This is a genomic window from Novosphingobium olei, assembly GCF_037076535.1.
GTDB lineage: Bacteria > Pseudomonadota > Alphaproteobacteria > Sphingomonadales > Sphingomonadaceae > Novosphingobium > Novosphingobium olei.
Genome location: NZ_AP029021.1, coordinates 2,584,123 through 2,600,471, shown reverse-complemented (window position 1 = coordinate 2,600,471; position 16,349 = coordinate 2,584,123). Strand labels below are relative to the sequence as shown.

18 protein-coding genes and 1 tRNA gene are annotated in these 16,349 nt (G+C 63.6%); 13 read left to right on the top strand and 6 right to left on the bottom strand.

Features of this window, described 5'->3' with window-relative positions:
- The first annotated feature begins 57 nt into the window (after positions 1–57).
- Complete coding sequence (locus AACH40_RS12195) at positions 58–240, top strand: CsbD family protein (protein ID WP_169492025.1); 183 nt, start codon at positions 58–60, stop codon at positions 238–240.
- Between the two features lie 178 nt (positions 241–418).
- A complete protein-coding gene (locus AACH40_RS12190) occupies positions 419–655 on the top strand; it encodes a hypothetical protein (protein WP_338642656.1) in 237 nt (78 codons plus the stop codon).
- A 33-nt stretch (positions 656–688) separates the two neighbouring features.
- On the opposite strand, the gene AACH40_RS12185 is transcribed toward AACH40_RS12190, so the two are convergent.
- On the bottom strand, positions 689–2,017 hold the full coding sequence (locus AACH40_RS12185; RefSeq protein ID WP_338642655.1) for an MFS transporter: 1,329 nt from the start codon (positions 2,015–2,017) through the stop codon (positions 689–691).
- A 154-nt stretch (positions 2,018–2,171) separates the two neighbouring features.
- Between AACH40_RS12185 and pgsA the strand changes: the two genes are divergently transcribed.
- Complete coding sequence (pgsA, locus tag AACH40_RS12180) at positions 2,172–2,765, top strand: CDP-diacylglycerol--glycerol-3-phosphate 3-phosphatidyltransferase (protein WP_169492124.1); 594 nt, start codon at positions 2,172–2,174, stop codon at positions 2,763–2,765.
- 7 nt (positions 2,766–2,772) lie between these two features.
- On the opposite strand, the gene AACH40_RS12175 is transcribed toward pgsA, so the two are convergent.
- From AACH40_RS12175 to rnd, 3 genes are all read right to left on the bottom strand, one after another.
- On the bottom strand, positions 2,773–3,117 hold the full coding sequence (locus tag AACH40_RS12175; RefSeq protein ID WP_338642654.1) for a PilZ domain-containing protein: 345 nt from the start codon (positions 3,115–3,117) through the stop codon (positions 2,773–2,775).
- 71 nt (positions 3,118–3,188) lie between these two features.
- Positions 3,189–4,085: a hydrogen peroxide-inducible genes activator gene (locus tag AACH40_RS12170; protein WP_338642653.1), complete on the bottom strand. Its 897-nt coding sequence runs from the start codon at positions 4,083–4,085 to the stop codon at positions 3,189–3,191.
- A complete protein-coding gene (gene rnd / locus AACH40_RS12165; protein WP_338642652.1) occupies positions 4,085–5,359 on the bottom strand; it encodes a ribonuclease D in 1,275 nt (424 codons plus the stop codon). The genes AACH40_RS12170 and rnd overlap by 1 nt, the downstream gene beginning before the upstream one ends.
- Before the next feature lie 165 nt (positions 5,360–5,524).
- On the opposite strand from rnd, the gene aspS reads away from it, so the two are divergent.
- The 10 genes from aspS (at position 5,525) to AACH40_RS12115 (ending at position 15,384) form a co-directional block, all read left to right on the top strand.
- The gene (gene aspS, locus AACH40_RS12160) at positions 5,525–7,318 is read left to right on the top strand and encodes an aspartate--tRNA ligase (RefSeq protein ID WP_338642651.1); all 1,794 of its coding nucleotides are present in this window, start codon (positions 5,525–5,527) and stop codon (positions 7,316–7,318) included.
- Positions 7,319–7,764: 446 nt separating this feature from the next.
- Entirely contained in the window at positions 7,765–8,565 is an 801-nt protein-coding gene (locus AACH40_RS12155) for a hypothetical protein (RefSeq protein WP_338642650.1), read from the top strand.
- A 341-nt stretch (positions 8,566–8,906) separates the two neighbouring features.
- Complete coding sequence (locus AACH40_RS12150) at positions 8,907–9,512, top strand: hypothetical protein (RefSeq protein WP_338642649.1); 606 nt, start codon at positions 8,907–8,909, stop codon at positions 9,510–9,512.
- Positions 9,513–9,806: 294 nt separating this feature from the next.
- Complete coding sequence (locus tag AACH40_RS12145) at positions 9,807–10,043, top strand: acyl carrier protein (RefSeq protein ID WP_169492034.1); 237 nt, start codon at positions 9,807–9,809, stop codon at positions 10,041–10,043.
- Between the two features lie 253 nt (positions 10,044–10,296).
- On the top strand, positions 10,297–11,553 hold the full coding sequence (fabF, locus tag AACH40_RS12140; protein ID WP_169492035.1) for a beta-ketoacyl-ACP synthase II: 1,257 nt from the start codon (positions 10,297–10,299) through the stop codon (positions 11,551–11,553).
- A gap of 38 nt (positions 11,554–11,591) precedes the next feature.
- A complete protein-coding gene (gene mltG, locus AACH40_RS12135) occupies positions 11,592–12,575 on the top strand; it encodes an endolytic transglycosylase MltG (RefSeq protein ID WP_338642648.1) in 984 nt (327 codons plus the stop codon).
- A gap of 95 nt (positions 12,576–12,670) precedes the next feature.
- Positions 12,671–13,201, top strand: a complete 531-nt coding sequence (locus AACH40_RS12130) for a peroxiredoxin (protein WP_338642647.1) — start codon at positions 12,671–12,673, stop codon at positions 13,199–13,201.
- A gap of 15 nt (positions 13,202–13,216) precedes the next feature.
- On the top strand, positions 13,217–13,747 hold the full coding sequence (locus AACH40_RS12125; RefSeq protein ID WP_338642646.1) for a 2'-5' RNA ligase family protein: 531 nt from the start codon (positions 13,217–13,219) through the stop codon (positions 13,745–13,747).
- Positions 13,748–13,876: 129 nt separating this feature from the next.
- Positions 13,877–13,953 (top strand) — tRNA-Met (locus AACH40_RS12120).
- 177 nt (positions 13,954–14,130) lie between these two features.
- Positions 14,131–15,384: a tyrosine-type recombinase/integrase gene (locus AACH40_RS12115; protein WP_338642645.1), complete on the top strand. Its 1,254-nt coding sequence runs from the start codon at positions 14,131–14,133 to the stop codon at positions 15,382–15,384.
- A gap of 9 nt (positions 15,385–15,393) precedes the next feature.
- Here the strand turns inward: AACH40_RS12115 and AACH40_RS12110 are convergent, their stop codons facing one another.
- Both AACH40_RS12110 and AACH40_RS12105 read right to left on the bottom strand, forming a co-directional pair.
- Positions 15,394–15,591 (bottom strand): DUF5818 domain-containing protein, encoded by a 198-nt coding sequence (locus AACH40_RS12110; RefSeq protein WP_338642644.1) that lies wholly within the window; start codon positions 15,589–15,591, stop codon positions 15,394–15,396.
- A gap of 11 nt (positions 15,592–15,602) precedes the next feature.
- Positions 15,603–16,265, bottom strand: coding sequence for a lytic transglycosylase domain-containing protein (locus AACH40_RS12105; protein ID WP_338642643.1), 663 nt, complete (start codon positions 16,263–16,265; stop codon positions 15,603–15,605).
- Positions 16,266–16,349 lie beyond the last annotated feature (84 nt).

Below are 16,349 nucleotides of genomic sequence, written 5' to 3'. Positions count from 1 at the left end.
CGTATTCCCTGCGAACCGGCGCAGAGCAAATCCGCCGGTAACGCAAGGAGTTAGAACATGGGTGAACTGACCGATCGCGCCAAGGCTGCGGGCAACAAGATCGCCGGTGCGGCCAAGGAGGCTGCTGGTGACGTGACTGGCAACGACCGCCTGAAGGCCGAAGGCGCGGCGCAGAAGCTCAAGGGCGATGCGCAGAACGTCTCTGGCAAGGTCAAGGGCGCGCTGGGCGACGACATCTGACCTGACCGCCCATTCTGAGGCAACGATCGGGGGCCGTCCTGCAAGGGGCGGCCCCTTTTCGCGTCTGCGCCTTTCCCATCCGATCCGGCGAGAACTGCAATCTGTGCCGCGCGGGGACTGGGGAATTTTTTGTGGGGAGGCGGATACCAAATCGTAAATACGGCGTTAACCTTGCGCCATGACCCGATCCCGCGCCCTCAATCCCGAGCTTGCCGGACATCCGTTCCGTCGCACCCTGCCCGCCCACGTGCTTTCGCGCCTGCCGGTATTCGAGCCCGAGGTGATCGCCGCGATGCGCAAGGCGGAGCTGCGGTCGCAGGATGTCGAAGGGCGCAAGCTGACGCTGCAGGATGTGAAGGACTTCCTGCTGGCCTACTGCGCGTGCTTCCTGGCGGTGATGGTGTTCATTACCTGATCGTGCTGCCAGCGCCGCAGCGCACCGCAGGTATCATTCGGTCAGGTGTTCGATCTCGCCCATGTGCGCGCGTTCGGCGCGATAGAGCAGCCAGCCGAGCCAGGCCGAGATCAGGCACATGCCAGCACCCAGCAGCAGCTGGTCGACCAGCGCCACCCCGGCCGCGCTCAGTCCCACGGCCATCACCGATCCCACCACCATCGCGCCCGAATTGACGATGTTGTTGGCAGCGATGGTGCGCGCGGTTTCCGACTTGTCGACCACCGTGGTCAGGAACGCATAGAGCGGCACCACGAACATGCCGCCGGCAATCGCGATGCCCAGCAGGCAGGCGAGCAGCGGCAGCGCATGCGGGTGTGCCACGAACGTCGGCACGTCCATCAGCTTGCCGCCGGCAGGTTCGATCCAGCTGCGGCAGACGAAGTGGAAGGCGACGACGAAGAGGCCCATGGCGATCACGCTCGCCGGTGAATACTTGGCCGAAACGGTGCCCTTGAGCAGCGCGTTGATCGAGACCGAGCCGATCGCGATGCCGATCGAGAACACCACCAGGAACAGGCTGGCGACTTCCTTGCTGGCTCCCAGCACGTTCTTGGCGAGTGGCGGGAACTGGATGAACAGCACCGCGCCCACGGTCCAGAAGAAGCTGATCGCGGCGATGGCCAGGAACACGCGCGGATGGCGCATGGTCATCCGCACCAGTGCCACGGACGAGCGGATCACGTGGAAATCGAGCGGCTGTCCTTCGACCTGCGGCGGGGCAGGGGGCACCTGCCGCCCGGCGAACCAGCCGACGATCGCGGTGAGGACCACGCCCGCGGCGGCGATCTCCACCGGAATCCAGCCGGCCAGGATCGTGCCTGCCAGGATCGCGATATAAGTGCCCGCCTCGACCAGCCCGGTGCCCGCCAGCACTTCGTCACCGTGAAGGTGCTGGGGCAGGATTGCGTACTTGATCGGGCCGAAGAAGGTGGAATGGACGCCCATCGCCAGCAGCGCCAGCAGCATCAGCGGAATGGCGAAGGTCTGCACGCCGATGCCCTGCCAGGCAAGGAACAGGCCGCTGCCCCCGACCAGCATGATGCCGATCTCGCACGCTTTCACCAGGCGGATGATCTTCGCCTTGTCGCGCATGTCGGCAAGCTGGCCGGCCAGCGCCGAAAGCAGGAAGAAGGGCAGGATGAACAGCCCCGATGCAATGGCCGAGAAGCGCGCTTCGGCCGCTTCGCTGCTGTAGATCGAATAGACGACGTACAGCACCATCGCGTTCTTGTAGAGGTTGTCGTTGAACGCGCCGAGCAACTGGGTGACGAACAGGGGAAGAAAGCGCCGCTGGCGAACGAGGTGCGTCGATGTCGTCATTCGCGTCTTGTCACCATCCCGTTTAGCGCGCAGACCCATAACCCGATGGCAGGCATGGGCAAGAGGCATCTGATGCTTTCAACCGCAACGCAGCGGGGTTAAGGCCGGTCCCATGTCCCAAGCCTCTCCCCGCGCGCCGTCGCGACCGCGCACCATGCTCAGCCTGCCCAACCTGCTGACGCTTTCGCGCATCGTCGCGGTGCCGCTGCTGGCGGCGCTGCTGTGGTGGCCGGATTGGGCGCTGGGTTACGGCCTCGGCTTCGCGATCTACTGCCTGATGGGGATCACCGATTACTTCGACGGCTACCTCGCGCGCGCGCAGGGGACGGTCAGCAAGCTGGGCGTGTTCCTCGATCCGATCGCCGACAAGATCATGGTCGCCGCCGTGATTCTTGTCCTGTCGGCGCAAGGCGTGCTGCGCGGACCCTACGTCGGCGATATGCACGTCATCGCCGGTCTGGTGATCCTGGTACGTGAAATCGCCGTTTCGGGCCTGCGCGAATTTCTCGGCGGGATCCAGGTGTCGGTCCCGGTGTCGAAGCTCGCCAAGTGGAAGACCACGTTCCAGCTCGTTTCGCTCGGCGCGTTGATCCTCGGCCATGCCCTGCCGGGCTGGATGATGACGGTGGGCGGCCTGGCGGTGAACGTGCCGCACACGGTGGGGTTGACGACGCTGTGGGCCGCCGCTGCGCTGACCGTGATCACCGGGTGGGATTACCTTCGCGTCGGGCTCAAGCACATGGACTGAACCGCGGTCAGCCGCGCAGCTTGAACGGCTGCGATGGCGCCGCCGGCTTTTCTGCCGCCTTCTCGCGGGCGGCGCCACGGGCATGGACCTCGATCCCGAACCGCGTGTCCTCGATCCAGCGGACCACGCCCCACAGGTCGGCGATTTCGGGGAGGGCGATCCGCACTTGCGTGCCGACGGCCGGCGCCCCTTGCGCGCAGCTCGCCTGAACGCCGCTCGCCGAGACGTTTTCGACCACCACGCTGCAGGTCGTGCCGTCCTCGAACGTCAGCACCACGGGCGCGAGCATCTTGCGGCGGCGCGGGCGCAGCACCGGGGTGGGGCGGAACAGCGACTTGTCGACGATGGTCATGGCCGGATCGATAGCGCAGGCGGAATGAGCCGCCCGTGCGGCAGGTTTACGTAGTATTGCGTAGGTAGGACTCAGCCCGCGCGCAGTTCATGGGCCAGCAGGCGGAATTCCTCGCTGCGGGGCGAATTCTTGCGCCAGACGAGCGCGATCTCGCGATAGGCGTGATCGGCCTTCAACGGGCGGGCGACGATCTGCGTATCGTGCAGGATACCCGCTTCCAGCGCCATTTCGGGCAGCATGGTCAGCCCCAGGCCATTGTCGACCATCTGCACCAGCGTGTGCAGGCTCGTGCCGATCATCGTTGCGCTGGCGCGCAGTTCGGGGCGGTTGCACGCGGCAAGCGCGTGTTCCTTCAGGCAGTGTCCGTCCTCGAGCAGCAGCAGCCGGTTCTCGTCGATGACGGAGGGGCTCACCACCTCGGGCGGATCGCGCGGATCGTCCTTGGGGAAGGCCACGAACAGGCGATCGTCGAACAGCGGCTCCACCTCTACCTCGCCGGTGGCAAAGGGCAGGGCGAGCAGCACGCAGTCGGCGCGCCCGTGATGCAGCGATTCTATCGCCGCCGCGCTCGGCTCCTCGCGCAGGAACAGCTTGAGCTGCGGCCGCTCCTTGCGCAGGCGCGGCAGGATGCGGGGCAGCAGGAACGGCGCGATCGTCGGGATCACGCTCATCCGCAATTCACCCGCCAGCGGCGCGCCGTGGCTCTGGACCAGTTCGGACAATTCCTCCGCCTCGCGCAGCAGGCGATGCGCCTTGCTCACCACCTGGTTGCCCAGCGGCGTGAAGCGCACCACGCGGCGCGTGCGCTCCACCAGAGTCACCCCGAGCAGCGATTCCAGTTCACGCAGCCCGGCCGACAGCGTCGACTGCGAAACGAAGCAGGAATCGGCGGCGCGGCCGAAGTGGCCGTGTTCGTGCAGCGCCACAAGGTACTGCAGCTGCTTCAACGTGGGGAGGTAGGTGCTCATCAGTCTTGCGCGGGCGTCTCTTCCGGGGTGTCCTCGGCAACCGCAACGGGGGCGTCCGCATCTGCATCGTCGACCACGATGGCCGGATCCTCGCGATCGCTCGCGATCTTGTCGATGTGCGCCATCTTGAGCTTGCCCTTCACCACCGCGAAGGCGAGCTTGCCTTCGACCAGTTCGAGCGCATCGCGACCGAACTGTTCGAACCGCCAGCCTTCCAGGATGGGCAGGTTCTTGCGCTGCCCGGCGGCGAGCAGCTCCAGATCGTCGCTGCGCGCCAGCAGGCGGGCGGCGATGTCGATCTCGCGGCTGCGGATCTTGAGCAGCAGCTTGAGCAGGTCCGCCACCAGCGCGCCTTCCTTGCCCAGCGGCGCGCCGCGCGGGGTGCGGGGCGGCATTTCGGCTTCGGTCAGCGGCTTGGCATCGGCCAGGCACTGCATCAGGCGGCGGCCGATGTCGTTGTCCTTCCACCCGCTCGAGAGGCCGCGCACCTTGGCTAATTCGGCCTGTTCGCGCGGCGGATGGCTGGCGATGTCGGCCAGTGTTTCATCGCGCATGATGCGGCCGCGCGGGATGTTCTTGTCCATCGCCTCGGCCTCGCGCCAGGCGGCCAGTGCCTTCAACCGGCCCAGCACCGCCGGATTGCGGCTCGGCGCGCGGATCTTCTGCCACACCGTGTCGGGATCGCTGCGGTAGTTTTCCGGGTCCGCCAGCTTCTCCATCTCGATATCGAGCCATTCGCCGCGGCCGGTCTTGATCAGGCGGCGCAGCATCTTGGGGAAGATCCTGGACAGGTGGGTGACGTCGCCGATCGCGTATTCGATCTGGCGTTCGGTCAGCGGGCGGCGCGCCCAGTCGGTGAAGCGCGCGCCCTTGTCGATGGAAAAGCCGAGCCAGCTTTCGACCAGGTTGGAATAGCCGATCTGCTCGCTCTGGCTGATCGCCATCATCGCGATCTGGGTGTCGAAGATCGGATGCGGGGTCTTGCCGGTCAGGTTGTAGATGATCTCCACGTCCTGCCCGCCGGCGTGGAAGACCTTCAGCACGTCTTCATTGTCGACCAGCAGGTCCAGCAGCGGGGTCAGGTCGATCCCCGGCGCCATCGGGTCGATCGCGGCCGCCTCGTTCTCGTCCGCGATCTGCACCAGGCAGAGCTCGGGGAAGTAGGTGTTCTCGCGCATGAACTCGGTATCGACGGTGACGAAGTTGGCCTTGGCCAGTCGCTCGCACAGTTCGGCAAGCGCATCGCTCGTGGTGATCAGCGGGTGTATCTTCATCGTTCTTTTCTGTATTGGGGCGTCCCGACGGTTCGGTGCGGCCCTTTCGTGGTGGCCCCGTCCGGGGCCTTCGGCTTGACAAATCTGCGGCCATCGCCTCTTGGCCGCGCCCATATATCAGCCCCTTGTCCCTGCCCGATTGCAGGGCGATTGGAAAGAGTTTCGATGCACCCTTATCGTTCCCACACCTGCGGCGCACTGGTGCGCGGTGACGTCGGACAGAGCGTCCGCCTTTCGGGCTGGGTGCACCGCAAGCGTGACCATGGCGGCGTGCTGTTCGTCGACTTGCGCGATCATTACGGCATCACCCAGATCGTTGCCGACAGCGACAGCCCCGCGCTCGCCATCCTCGAAGGCGTCCGCGTCGAAAGCGTCGTCACCATCGAAGGCGATGTGAAGGCGCGCAACGAGGCGACGATCAACCCGAACCTGTCGACCGGCGAGATCGAGGTGTTCGCCCGCGCTGCCACCGTGATCTCGGCCGCCGAGGAACTGCCCCTGCCGGTGGCGGGTGAGCAGGAATATCCCGAGGATATCCGCCTGCGCTATCGCTTCCTCGATCTGCGCCGCGAGACGCTGCACGCCAACATCGTCACCCGCACCAAGGTGATCCGCGACATGCGCCGCCGCATGGAAGATGCAGGCTTCACCGAATATTCGACGCCGATCCTTACCGCGTCCAGCCCCGAAGGCGCGCGCGACTTCCTCGTGCCCAGCCGCATCCACCCGGGCAAGTTCTACGCGCTTCCCCAGGCGCCGCAGCAGTACAAGCAGCTGCTGATGGTCGCAGGGTTCGACCGCTACTTCCAGATCGCGCCGTGCTTCCGCGACGAAGACCCGCGCGCCGATCGCCTGCCGGGCGAATTCTACCAGCTCGACCTCGAAATGAGCTTCGTCACCCAGGAAGAAGTCTGGGAAACGATGGAGCCGGTGATCGGCGGCGTGTTCGAAGCCTTTGCCGCGCGCGATGGCAAGGTGCGCTCGGTCACCCCCACCGGCAGCTTCCCGCGCATTCCTTACGACGAAGCGATGCTCAAGTACGGCTCGGACAAGCCGGACCTGCGCAACCCGCTGATCATCCGCGACGTGACGGGCGAATTCACCCAGTCGGGCTTCGGCCTGTTCGAGAAGATCGTCGGTTCGGGCGGCAAGGTTCGCCTGATCCCGGCGCCGAACACCGCCGACAAGAGCCGCAAGTTCTTCGACGAAATGAACGACTGGGCCCGCGCCGAAGGCCATGCCGGGCTCGGCTATGTCACCCGCAAGGGCGGCGTGTTCGGCGGTCCGATCGCCAAGAACCACGGCGAGGACCGTATGGCCGCGCTCTATGACGCGCTCGGCCTCGGGCCGGACGACGGCTGCTTCTTCGCTGCGGGCAAGGAAGAACAGGCCGCCAAGCTCGCGGGCGCGGCGCGCACCCGCGTGGGCGAACAGCTCGGCCTGATCGACAAGGACCGCTTCGAGCTGTGCTGGATCGTCGACTTCCCGTTCTACGAATGGGATGAAGACAACAAGAAGGTCGAATTCAGCCACAACCCGTTTTCGATGCCGCAGGGCGGGATGGACGCGCTGACCAATCAGGACCCGTTGACGATCAAGGCGTTCCAGTACGACCTCGTCTGCAACGGCTACGAGATCGCCTCGGGCTCGATCCGCAACCAGAGCCCCGAGACGATGGTCAAGGCATTCGAGATCGTCGGACTGACCAAGGCTGACGTCGAGGAGCGCTTCGGCGGCCTCTACCGCGCTTTCCAGTACGGCGCCCCGCCGCACGGTGGCATGGCGGCGGGCGTCGATCGCATCGTCATGCTGATCTGCGGCGTGCAGAACCTGCGCGAAATCTCGCTGTTCCCGATGAACCAGCGCGCCGAAGACCTGCTGATGGGCGCGCCCACGCCGGCGGAGCCCAAGCAGCTGCGCGAACTGAGCCTGCGCGCGGTCGAACAGCCCAAGGGCTGAGCCGAAGGCGACCGGGCGCGCATCAAGGCGCCCGGTTGTACGGCCGTGGTTTCTAAATCGCATCGCCGGATGCGCACGCGGTCGTGGCCATAAAGGCCGCGACCGCGTGCCGCTGCGCGTCCTTAGCGTGTCCCGGCGTGTCTCGATCGCGCCGCGCCAATCATCGGATGCAAAGATTGCGACCGGCGAAATCGTCGGTGCAGAACCCGCACCCGAGGCTGGCGCAACCGTATACGTAACTATCCTTATGCGGGAAAAGACGAGCCAGATAGGTTCGTTAAGTGCCGTAGTACAAACAGGCTAGAACTATAGTTAGAATGCTAGCCAATAGGTTTAAGGATTTAAAAAGTCTTAATAAAATAAATTAATAACGATTAGGATCAATCCTCACGGAGTCGGGTTGTTGGCTGAGTGACGGGCAGCGATTCCTGAGGGTTGCACTTGCTATGAAGGTATTTCGTTTATTTGGCGGTGTGACCCGGGTTTCTACGCTATTCTTGGCTACGACAATCGTCACAAATGTACCGGTGTTCGCCAAAGCGGTGATGACTTCCACATTCGATGATCTCCCTTCGAACACCGCCATTCCCAACGGCTATCGTGATCTGGTCTGGAATAACTTTTCTGTAATCGATCGACGCGGGCAAGTTCCGGGCGGGTACCACAACGGCGTGGTATCGGGCGATGACGTCGCCTCGAACGTCAATGGTGAAAAGGCTTCGATCAAGGCGCAGAACAGCCGCTTTGCCATCAAGAGCGGCTGGTTTGGAGCTGCATGGAACGATGGCTTGACCATTCACGTCACGGGACAGGTCAATGGCCTCGATGCTTATTCGCGCGATATTGTCGTCAATACATCAGGACCCGTCTATCAGGACTTTTCAGGCTGGAAGAACCTGTCGGGACTGACGTTCGATTCCTTCGGCGGAACCAATGCTGGATACGGTGGATCCGGTCCGCAATTCACCATGGACAATGTCTCGCTGCACGCATCGCGCATGCTCGACATGAAGTTGCCGATTGCAGCGGCGTTTCTTGGCCTGGGAGCGGTGCTCATCGGAACCGGCGACGATCAAGCCACGCCGCAATGTACATCTTGCGGCATTCCCAGTGTCGGCGCGCCAGAAATCGATGGCGGCAAGTTGCCGCTTGCGGTGTTGCTGCTTGTCCTGGGTGTCGCAGCGCTCGACCGCCGCCGGCGCGGTGCAGGGGATCCCGGTTCGGGCAATGGTGTCATCGCTCAATAGCAGCGATCAGGACCGGCCAGACTTTCCCGCAGATCGGAGCAGGCCGGCAGTAATTATCCTATTTGCAAAAAATGGTGCGTGGCGAATTTTTGCCAAGCAACCGACATTGCTGAATTTTTGTCTATCCGAACTGGATAGAAGAAGAGCGATATTCCAAACGATTATAAAGCCTCTCAAGCGGTAAATATAACGTTATCCCCGGTCGTTGATGAAACCAAGCGCAGACTTGGAGTCGTTTGGATTTTTTTGTCTATATTTCAATGGTCAATTGGGGCCGGGGGTAACGACCTGTGAAAATAACTCAATTAATTCATCGCTCCGTCAAACCTGTCATTGCCGCCATGGCAGCAATGGCCATCGGCACTGCCGCCCACGCAGCGGAACCCGTGCAGGTGCCTGACTTCGACACCGTTTCGAGCGGTGGCTACTACGCCCAGATTCCCAACGGCTACAACGGCGTCGATTGGGACAACTTTTATGCCCTTGATGCAGTGAATTATGGAACGCAGGGCACCAATGGCTACACCAATGGCCTGGTGAGCGGCCGCAACGTCGCGTTCAACGCGTTCGGCAATCCCGCGGCCATCCATGCCGCCGGATCCAGCTTCACCCTGAAGGATGGCTACTTCACGGCGGCCTGGAACAATGGCCTGACGATCGATGTCGTCGGCAAGGTCAATGGTACCGACACCTACTACAAGAGCTTCGTGGTAGACACGCTCAGCCCGCTCCATGTCATCTTCGACTGGGCCGGGCTCAGCGACGCAGTGTTCACGTCGTCGGGCGGGGTCAGCGCCGGCTATTTCGGTAGCGGCAACCACTTTGCGCTCGACAACATTTCGTTCGGCGCGCCCGAGATCAACGGGGGCACCCTGCCGCTTGCACTGATGCTCCTCGTTCTCGGCGCCGTTGCGCTGGAGCGGCGGCGCAGGGCAGCCGCTGCGTGATCGCCAGCGATAACTGACCGATAAACAGCACTGTGCCTTGCGGGGTTGCGCCGGTCATCCACACGGCGCAACCCCGTTTCTTTTGGCCGCGCGCACTGTTGCGATGTTGCTGATTTGAAAGCCTGCGCAGCCGGTGGCAGGCTGCCGACACCGCCGTCGATCCAGGCCCCGGGCACTGCCGCCTGCCGCGCGCGGCTGTGGAATGACAGCCTTCCCGCTTGCCAGCGCCGTTAGGGGACATTAGGGCGATTTCTGATCGAGATACCCAACCCAGTTCCTCAAAGGGGCATAATAATGAGCGATACCGCCGACCGCGTTAAGAAGATCGTCGTCGAGCACCTGGGCGTCGAGGCCGAGAAGGTCACCGAAGATGCCAGCTTCATCGACGACCTGGGCGCCGACTCGCTCGACATCGTCGAGCTGGTCATGGCGTTCGAGGAAGAATTCGGCGTCGAAATCCCGGACGATGCGGCCGAGAAGATCGCCACCGTCTCGGACGCGATCAAGTACATCGACGAAAACAAGGGCTGATCGCCCGGCTTTTCGCCGATAATCCCCGTCGCCCTGCGCTTGTCGAAGGGCTGTCCCGCGCCGCGGTCACCACAAGGTTGATCAGGCGCAGGACGGGGCTTCGACAGGCTCAGCCCGGACGGGTTGGGCCTGTTGGTCTTTCTGGGGCAATGCGCCCGTCGGGACCAGAAGTGATTGAATGCACGGGCCTTTACGTCTTGCCCTTTGATCGCTTCGGCTTACCTGAACCTCCAAAGTCGTTTCGGAGCACAATATGCGTCGTGTCGTCGTAACCGGTCTTGGCCTTGTCACTCCGCTCGGCGCGGATGTGGAGACCGTTTGGGCCAACCTGCTCGCGGGCAAGTCGGGCGCAGGGCCGATCACGCGGTTCGATACGACGGGGCAGAAGTGCCTGATCGCCTGCGAAGTGAAGCCGGCCGATCACGAATACGGCTTCGATGCCGGCAAGCGCGTCGATCACAAGATCCAGCGCCAGGTCGATCCGTTCATCGTCTACGGCATCGACGCGGCGGGACAGGCGCTCGAAGACGCGGGCCTCGTCGACATGGACGATGACCTCAAGATGCGCACCGGCTGCTCGATCGGTTCGGGCATCGGCGGCCTGCCGGGCATCGAATCCGAATCGATCGTGCTGCACGAAAAGGGTCCGGGCCGCGTCAGCCCCCACTTCGTCCACGGCCGCCTGATCAACCTGATCTCGGGCCAGGTGTCGATCAAGTACGGCCTGATGGGCCCCAACCACGCGGTCGTCACCGCCTGCTCCACCGGCGCCCACTCGATCGGCGATGCCGCGCGCATGATCAAGGACGGCGATGCGGACGTGATGCTGGCGGGCGGTGCGGAAAGCACCATCAACCCGCTGGGCGTTGCCGGGTTTGCCCAGGCGCGCGCGCTCAACTGCAGCTTCAACGACCGCCCGACCGAAGCCAGCCGCCCCTATGACAAGGACCGTGATGGCTTCGTCATGGGCGAAGGCGCGGGCGTCGTCGTGCTCGAGGAATATGAGCACGCCAAGGCGCGCGGCGCGAAGATCTACGCCGAAGTCGTCGGCTATGGCCTGTCGGGCGATGCCTACCACGTCACCGCGCCGCACCCGGAAGGCAAGGGCGCCGAACTCGCGATGCGCATGGCGCTGCGCAAGGCCGGCCTGAATGCGGGCGACATCGATTACGTCAACGCCCATGGCACCTCGACCATGGCCGACACGATCGAGCTCGCCGCGGTCAAGCGCGTGCTCGGCGATGACCTGTCGGGCGCTTCGATGAGCAGCACCAAGTCGGCCATCGGCCACCTGCTCGGCGGTGCCGGCGCGGTCGAAACGATCTTCTGCATCCTCGCCATCCGCGATCAGATCGTGCCGCCCACGCTCAACTTGCACAATCCGGACGAAGGCACCGAAGGCGTCGATCTGGTGCCGCTGGTCGCCAAGAAGCGCACTGTGCGCGCCGCGCTGAACAACTCGTTCGGCTTCGGCGGCACCAACGCCAGCGTCATCGTCAAGGCGATCTGAGCGGCCGCTTGGCCCGCCGCACGAACAGGAGAGCGCGCGTGAAGAAGCGTCCCGGCAAGCTCGCGATCATCGCTCTTGCCGTGGCGCTCGTCGGCGCGGGCTGGCTCGTGCACTTCTTCTATGGCTGGTACGGCCCTGGGCCGCTGGGCAAGGAAACCGCGTTCGTGGTTCCCGCCGGCGCCTCGCTCGGCAGCGTCGCGCCTGAGCTTGAGCGCGAAGGCGTGGTCGCCTCGGCCGCCACGTTCCGCGCCCGAGCGCGCCTGCTGGGCGGCAAGGAGCCGATCAAGGCGGGCGAATTCACCATCCCCGCCGGCGCCAGCGGATCGCTGGTGCTGCGCATCCTGCAGGGCCAGGAAGGCGTCACCCAGCGCCTCGTCACCGTGCCCGAAGGCATGCCTTCGATCATGGTGCGCGAACGCCTGCTCGCCCAGCCGCTGCTGACGGGGCCGGTGGGCGATATCGCCGAAGGGTCGATCCTGCCCGACAGCTACGATTTCCAGCGCGGCGAACCCCGCGCCGCCGTTCTCGCGCGGATGCAGAAGGCGATGGACCGCACCTTGACCGAACTCTGGGCGGGCAGGGCGAAGGACACCGTTGCCAAGACCCCGCGCGAAGCGCTGATCCTCGCCTCGATCGTCGAGAAGGAGACCGGCAAGCCATCGGAGCGCAAGATGGTCGCCGGGCTCTATTCCAACCGCCTGCGCACCGGCATGCTGCTGCAGGCCGATCCCACGATCATCTACCCGATCACCAAGGGCAAGCCGCTGGGCCGCCGCATCCGCCAGTCGGAGATCCAGGCGGTCAACGGCTACAACACCTACACGATGACCGGCCTGCCCGAAGGCCCGATCACCAATCCCGGCCGCGATTCGATCGAAGCTGTGCTGCATCCGGCGCAGACCAAGGCGCTCTACATGGTGGCCGACGGCACCGGCGGCCACGTCTTTGCCGATACGTTGCAGCAGCACAACGCCAACGTCGCCAAGTGGTTCGCCATCCGCCGCGCGCGCGGCGAACTCTGACCGACCCGGATCGCAAGGTCCTCGCGGCACCGATCGCGCCTTGCGGCGTTTGGGGGGGCAACCGTCTTCCCCGATTTCCCCCGCAGAGGTCCGCCATGATCGAAAAGCCCATCCCCGACGTCGTCCTCAAGACCCGCGTGCGCGACGAAAGCATCGGCGGCGACAACCCCTTCCGCTGGCAGGATCTGAACGTGCGCGATGCCTTTGCCGGCAAGAAGGTCGTGCTGTTCTCGCTGCCGGGCGCGTTCACGCCCACCTGCAGCAACGAACAATGCCCCGCGTTCGAACGGCTCTACGACGATCTGCGCGCCGCCGGGGCCGACGAGGTCTATTGCATCGCGGTCAACGATGCGTTCGTCATGTACCAGTGGGGCAAGCACCTCGGCCTCGAACGGGTCAAGCTCCTGCCCGATGGCTCGGGCCACTTCACTCGCCGCATGGGCATGTTGATCGACAAGGACCACCTCGGCTTCGGCTTGCGCTCGTGGCGCTATGCCGCGATCATCGACGACAACCGCGTCACCGCCTGGTTTGAAGAGCCCGGCATCAACGACGAAGGCACCGACGACGATCCCTATGGCGAAACCAGCCCCGAAAAGGTGCTCGAAGCCCTCCGCGCCGGTTGAGGCGAGGGCGGGGCGGTGACCGAGCAGAGCGCCGCGCGCGCCCCGCTGATCGTCACCGCCACGCTGCCGGCCACGCTGCAGGGCTGGGCCGAAGGCCTGCGCCGCGCGCACTTCCCGCCAGAGCGCAACCACCTTGCCGCCCACGTCACGCTGTTCCACGCGCTGCCGGCGATGGTCGAGCAGGAGGCGCGCGAACTCCTCTCCCGCCTCTGCGCCGAAACGCCGCCACGGCCCGCCCGGCTGGAAAAGATCATGAACCTTGGCGGTGGCACCGCCTTCGCCATCGCCAGCCCCGCGATGATCGACGTGCGCCACGCGATCGCCGATCGCTTTCACGGCCTGTTGACCGGGCAGGACAGCCACGCCCCGCGCCTCCACGTCACCGTGCAGAACAAGGTCACCGCCGCCGAGGCGCGCACGCTGCAGGCTGCGCTCGCCGCGCAATTCCACCCGCGCGACTTCGCCTTCGCCGGGCTCGAACTGCACCGCTACCTCGGCGGCCCGTGGGAGAAACTCGGCGCCTGGACCTTCCGCGGCCGGCGCTGATCGGGCGCGCCTGCCATTGCGTCGGCATTGCTCTGGCAAAGCCGCATTTACCCGGTTGACCAGCCCCGCCGCGCCCCCTATGTGCGCCGCCTACCCCGCGCAAGGTCCACCGTGACACGCGCACTTCGGGGCGGAGTAGCTCAGTCGGTTAGAGCAGCGGAATCATAATCCGCGTGTCGGGGGTTCGAGTCCCTCCTCCGCTACCATTCCTTTATCCGGAAGCTTCCGACAGCTTCCGCATTTTTCCAAAAATCCACAGAAAAGCAGAGGGTTGCGGGTGATTCGCGTCCGCATGCGCCCATGGTCTTCCACATGCAGCCAGATTTGGTGTGGGGGTATTTTGGGGGTAGTTTTGCGGAGTATCGGAAAGGAGCGATACCCCCATGCCTCTGACGGAGACTCAAGCCAAAAATGCCAAGCCCCGCGAGCGAGCTTATAAGCTCGCCGATAGCGAGGGCTTGTTCCTGCTCGTCCAGCCAAACGGCACGAGGCTTTGGCGGATGAAATACCGCTTTGCAGGTAAGGAAAAGCTGCTGTCGTTCGGAGCTTATCCGGCGCTGGGGATCGCGGCTGCCCGGGATAAGCGCAAAGCCGCTAAGGCGCTGCTTGCCGAGGGCAAGGATCCGATGAAGGCCAAGGGCGAGGTAATCTCGGAGAACGGCGACACCTTCTACATGGTGGCGAAACGCTGGCATGAGAACCGCCAGTCGGCATTGAATCCGGCCCATGCCGAACGTGTATGGTCGAGAATGGAGAGGGACGTATTCCCCGCGATCGGCCAGAAACTCATCCACGAGATTACAGCTCCTGATGTTCTGGAGATGATCCGCAAGATCGAGGGGCGCGGTGCCCTCGATATTAGTCGACGCGCCAAGCAAGGGGTGGGGCAGGTCTTTCAGTTCGCGATTGCTTGCGGGCTGGCATCCAGTGATCCCACAGCTCATCTTCGCGGCGCTCTAAAGCCCCGGCCCAGGGTGAAGCACATGAGCCGTCTTCCTTTGGTTGAATTACCTGCCTTCCTCGAAAAGCTGCGAGCCTACCAGGAGGAAGGTGACCGACGCTCGGCTATCACCCGCGATGCGGTACTGTTCGCCTTGCTGACTTGGGTCAGGACAAAGGAGCTTCGGCTTGCCGTCAAATCCGAGTTCGAAGATCTCGATGGGACGGACCCGGTTTGGCGCATTCCAGCTGCGCGCATGAAGATGGGGCGCGAACACCTTGTTCCCCTTTCTGCTCAAGCCGCGCAAATTGCTAGAAACATGGTATCCAGGGCCACCGGTAATTACCTGTTTCCCGGGACCCACTCAGACAAGCCGTTGTCCGAAAATACGATGATCTATGCGCTGTACCGCCTCGGTTATCATAGCCGGCAGACCGTCCACGGCTTTCGAGGGCTCGCCAGCACATGGGCGAACGAGCAGCTGGTTGAGTTTGGCAAGCCGGCGATGTGGATCCGGAAGTACCATGAGGATTGGGTTGAAATGCAGCTCGCTCATTCAGAGAAGAATGATGTCCGAGGTGCCTACAACGCTGCGGAGTATCTCGCCCCTCGTCGGCGGATGATGCAGGATTGGGCGGACTTTCTGGATGGAAGGAAGGTTGTGGACATCAGCAAGGGACGCAAGCGGGCTGCTTGAAGCACTTGGTCAGACAGGGCCGATCCAGTCGGCCCGCAAACGGTAAATACCTGACATGGCTCCATCCACGATGACGGTGGAGTCAATAAGTTCATCGCATGGCTCGTCGTACTCGATGACCCAGACCTCATTGATCTCTGTCGTAAGGATCAGTCCGCGCCTGGTCCGGCCCAGTAGCCCGGCAACGCGCCGTCGGCTCGTATTCACTGCTTTCCTCGCTAAAAGCGCCAATGGCGGAGGACGTCGCGAACGTATCCCGGCGTCTCGTCGTTCCGCGGGATACCGCCCGCGCGTTCAACTGCACCTGGACCGGCATTGTAGGCCGCCACGGCTAAGTGGACCATGCCGAATTTGTCGAGCATCTGTCGCAGATATCGGGCAGCGCCGAAGATGTTAGCCATCGGGTCAAAACGGTTGGAAACACCGAGTTCCCGGGCCGTAGCCGGCATCAGCTGACCGAGGCCAGCTGCGCCCGCCTTGCTCACCGCGAGTGGATTGTATCGGGATTCTGTCCAGACAAGTGCATCGAGTAGGCCGGTGGGCAAAGAGTACTTTGCTTCAGCGGCATAGACGTGAGGCAGAAAGCTTGCTCGTCGAAAGCCGGATGGACCCGCGCCAGTCTTGGGTTGGTAGCGATAGGGAAGGTGGACCCGGCCTACAGCGCCGATCTCGGGATTGGATGGTGTCGAATTCAGCGCCGATTGCCAGAGTCCATGCTCGACCAACTGGAACCCGTTCGATGCCTCTGCAATCCGGATGCCATCGGAGCGGCTGTCACTTTCGTCGGGCATGTAAGGAGCTGGCAGGTCTTGCGCGCTGGCAGGAGTGGCAAACGCGATGGCGATGCCAATGCTGCCGATCATCAGGATTTTCAGTGGCATTTCTCGATCCTTCTATAGCCGAATCGAGAGAGAACATATAAAGAACATAGGGCGTAGGAAAATGGTTTGGCGCTGGTGCAGAGC

Coding starts and splice junctions, on each gene's coding strand:
- AACH40_RS12195 (WP_169492025.1), top strand. CDS start 58: ATGGGTGAACTGACCGATCGCGCCAAGGCTGCGGGCAACAAGATCGCC.
- AACH40_RS12190 (WP_338642656.1), top strand. CDS start 419: ATGACCCGATCCCGCGCCCTCAATCCCGAGCTTGCCGGACATCCGTTC.
- AACH40_RS12185 (WP_338642655.1), bottom strand. CDS start 2,017: ATGACGACATCGACGCACCTCGTTCGCCAGCGGCGCTTTCTTCCCCTG.
- pgsA (WP_169492124.1), top strand. CDS start 2,172: ATGCTCAGCCTGCCCAACCTGCTGACGCTTTCGCGCATCGTCGCGGTG.
- AACH40_RS12175 (WP_338642654.1), bottom strand. CDS start 3,117: ATGACCATCGTCGACAAGTCGCTGTTCCGCCCCACCCCGGTGCTGCGC.
- AACH40_RS12170 (WP_338642653.1), bottom strand. CDS start 4,085: ATGAGCACCTACCTCCCCACGTTGAAGCAGCTGCAGTACCTTGTGGCG.
- rnd (WP_338642652.1), bottom strand. CDS start 5,359: ATGAAGATACACCCGCTGATCACCACGAGCGATGCGCTTGCCGAACTG.
- aspS (WP_338642651.1), top strand. CDS start 5,525: ATGCACCCTTATCGTTCCCACACCTGCGGCGCACTGGTGCGCGGTGAC.
- AACH40_RS12155 (WP_338642650.1), top strand. CDS start 7,765: ATGAAGGTATTTCGTTTATTTGGCGGTGTGACCCGGGTTTCTACGCTA.
- AACH40_RS12150 (WP_338642649.1), top strand. CDS start 8,907: ATGGCAGCAATGGCCATCGGCACTGCCGCCCACGCAGCGGAACCCGTG.
- AACH40_RS12145 (WP_169492034.1), top strand. CDS start 9,807: ATGAGCGATACCGCCGACCGCGTTAAGAAGATCGTCGTCGAGCACCTG.
- fabF (WP_169492035.1), top strand. CDS start 10,297: ATGCGTCGTGTCGTCGTAACCGGTCTTGGCCTTGTCACTCCGCTCGGC.
- AACH40_RS12130 (WP_338642647.1), top strand. CDS start 12,671: ATGATCGAAAAGCCCATCCCCGACGTCGTCCTCAAGACCCGCGTGCGC.
- AACH40_RS12115 (WP_338642645.1), top strand. CDS start 14,131: ATGCCTCTGACGGAGACTCAAGCCAAAAATGCCAAGCCCCGCGAGCGA.
- AACH40_RS12105 (WP_338642643.1), bottom strand. CDS start 16,265: ATGCCACTGAAAATCCTGATGATCGGCAGCATTGGCATCGCCATCGCG.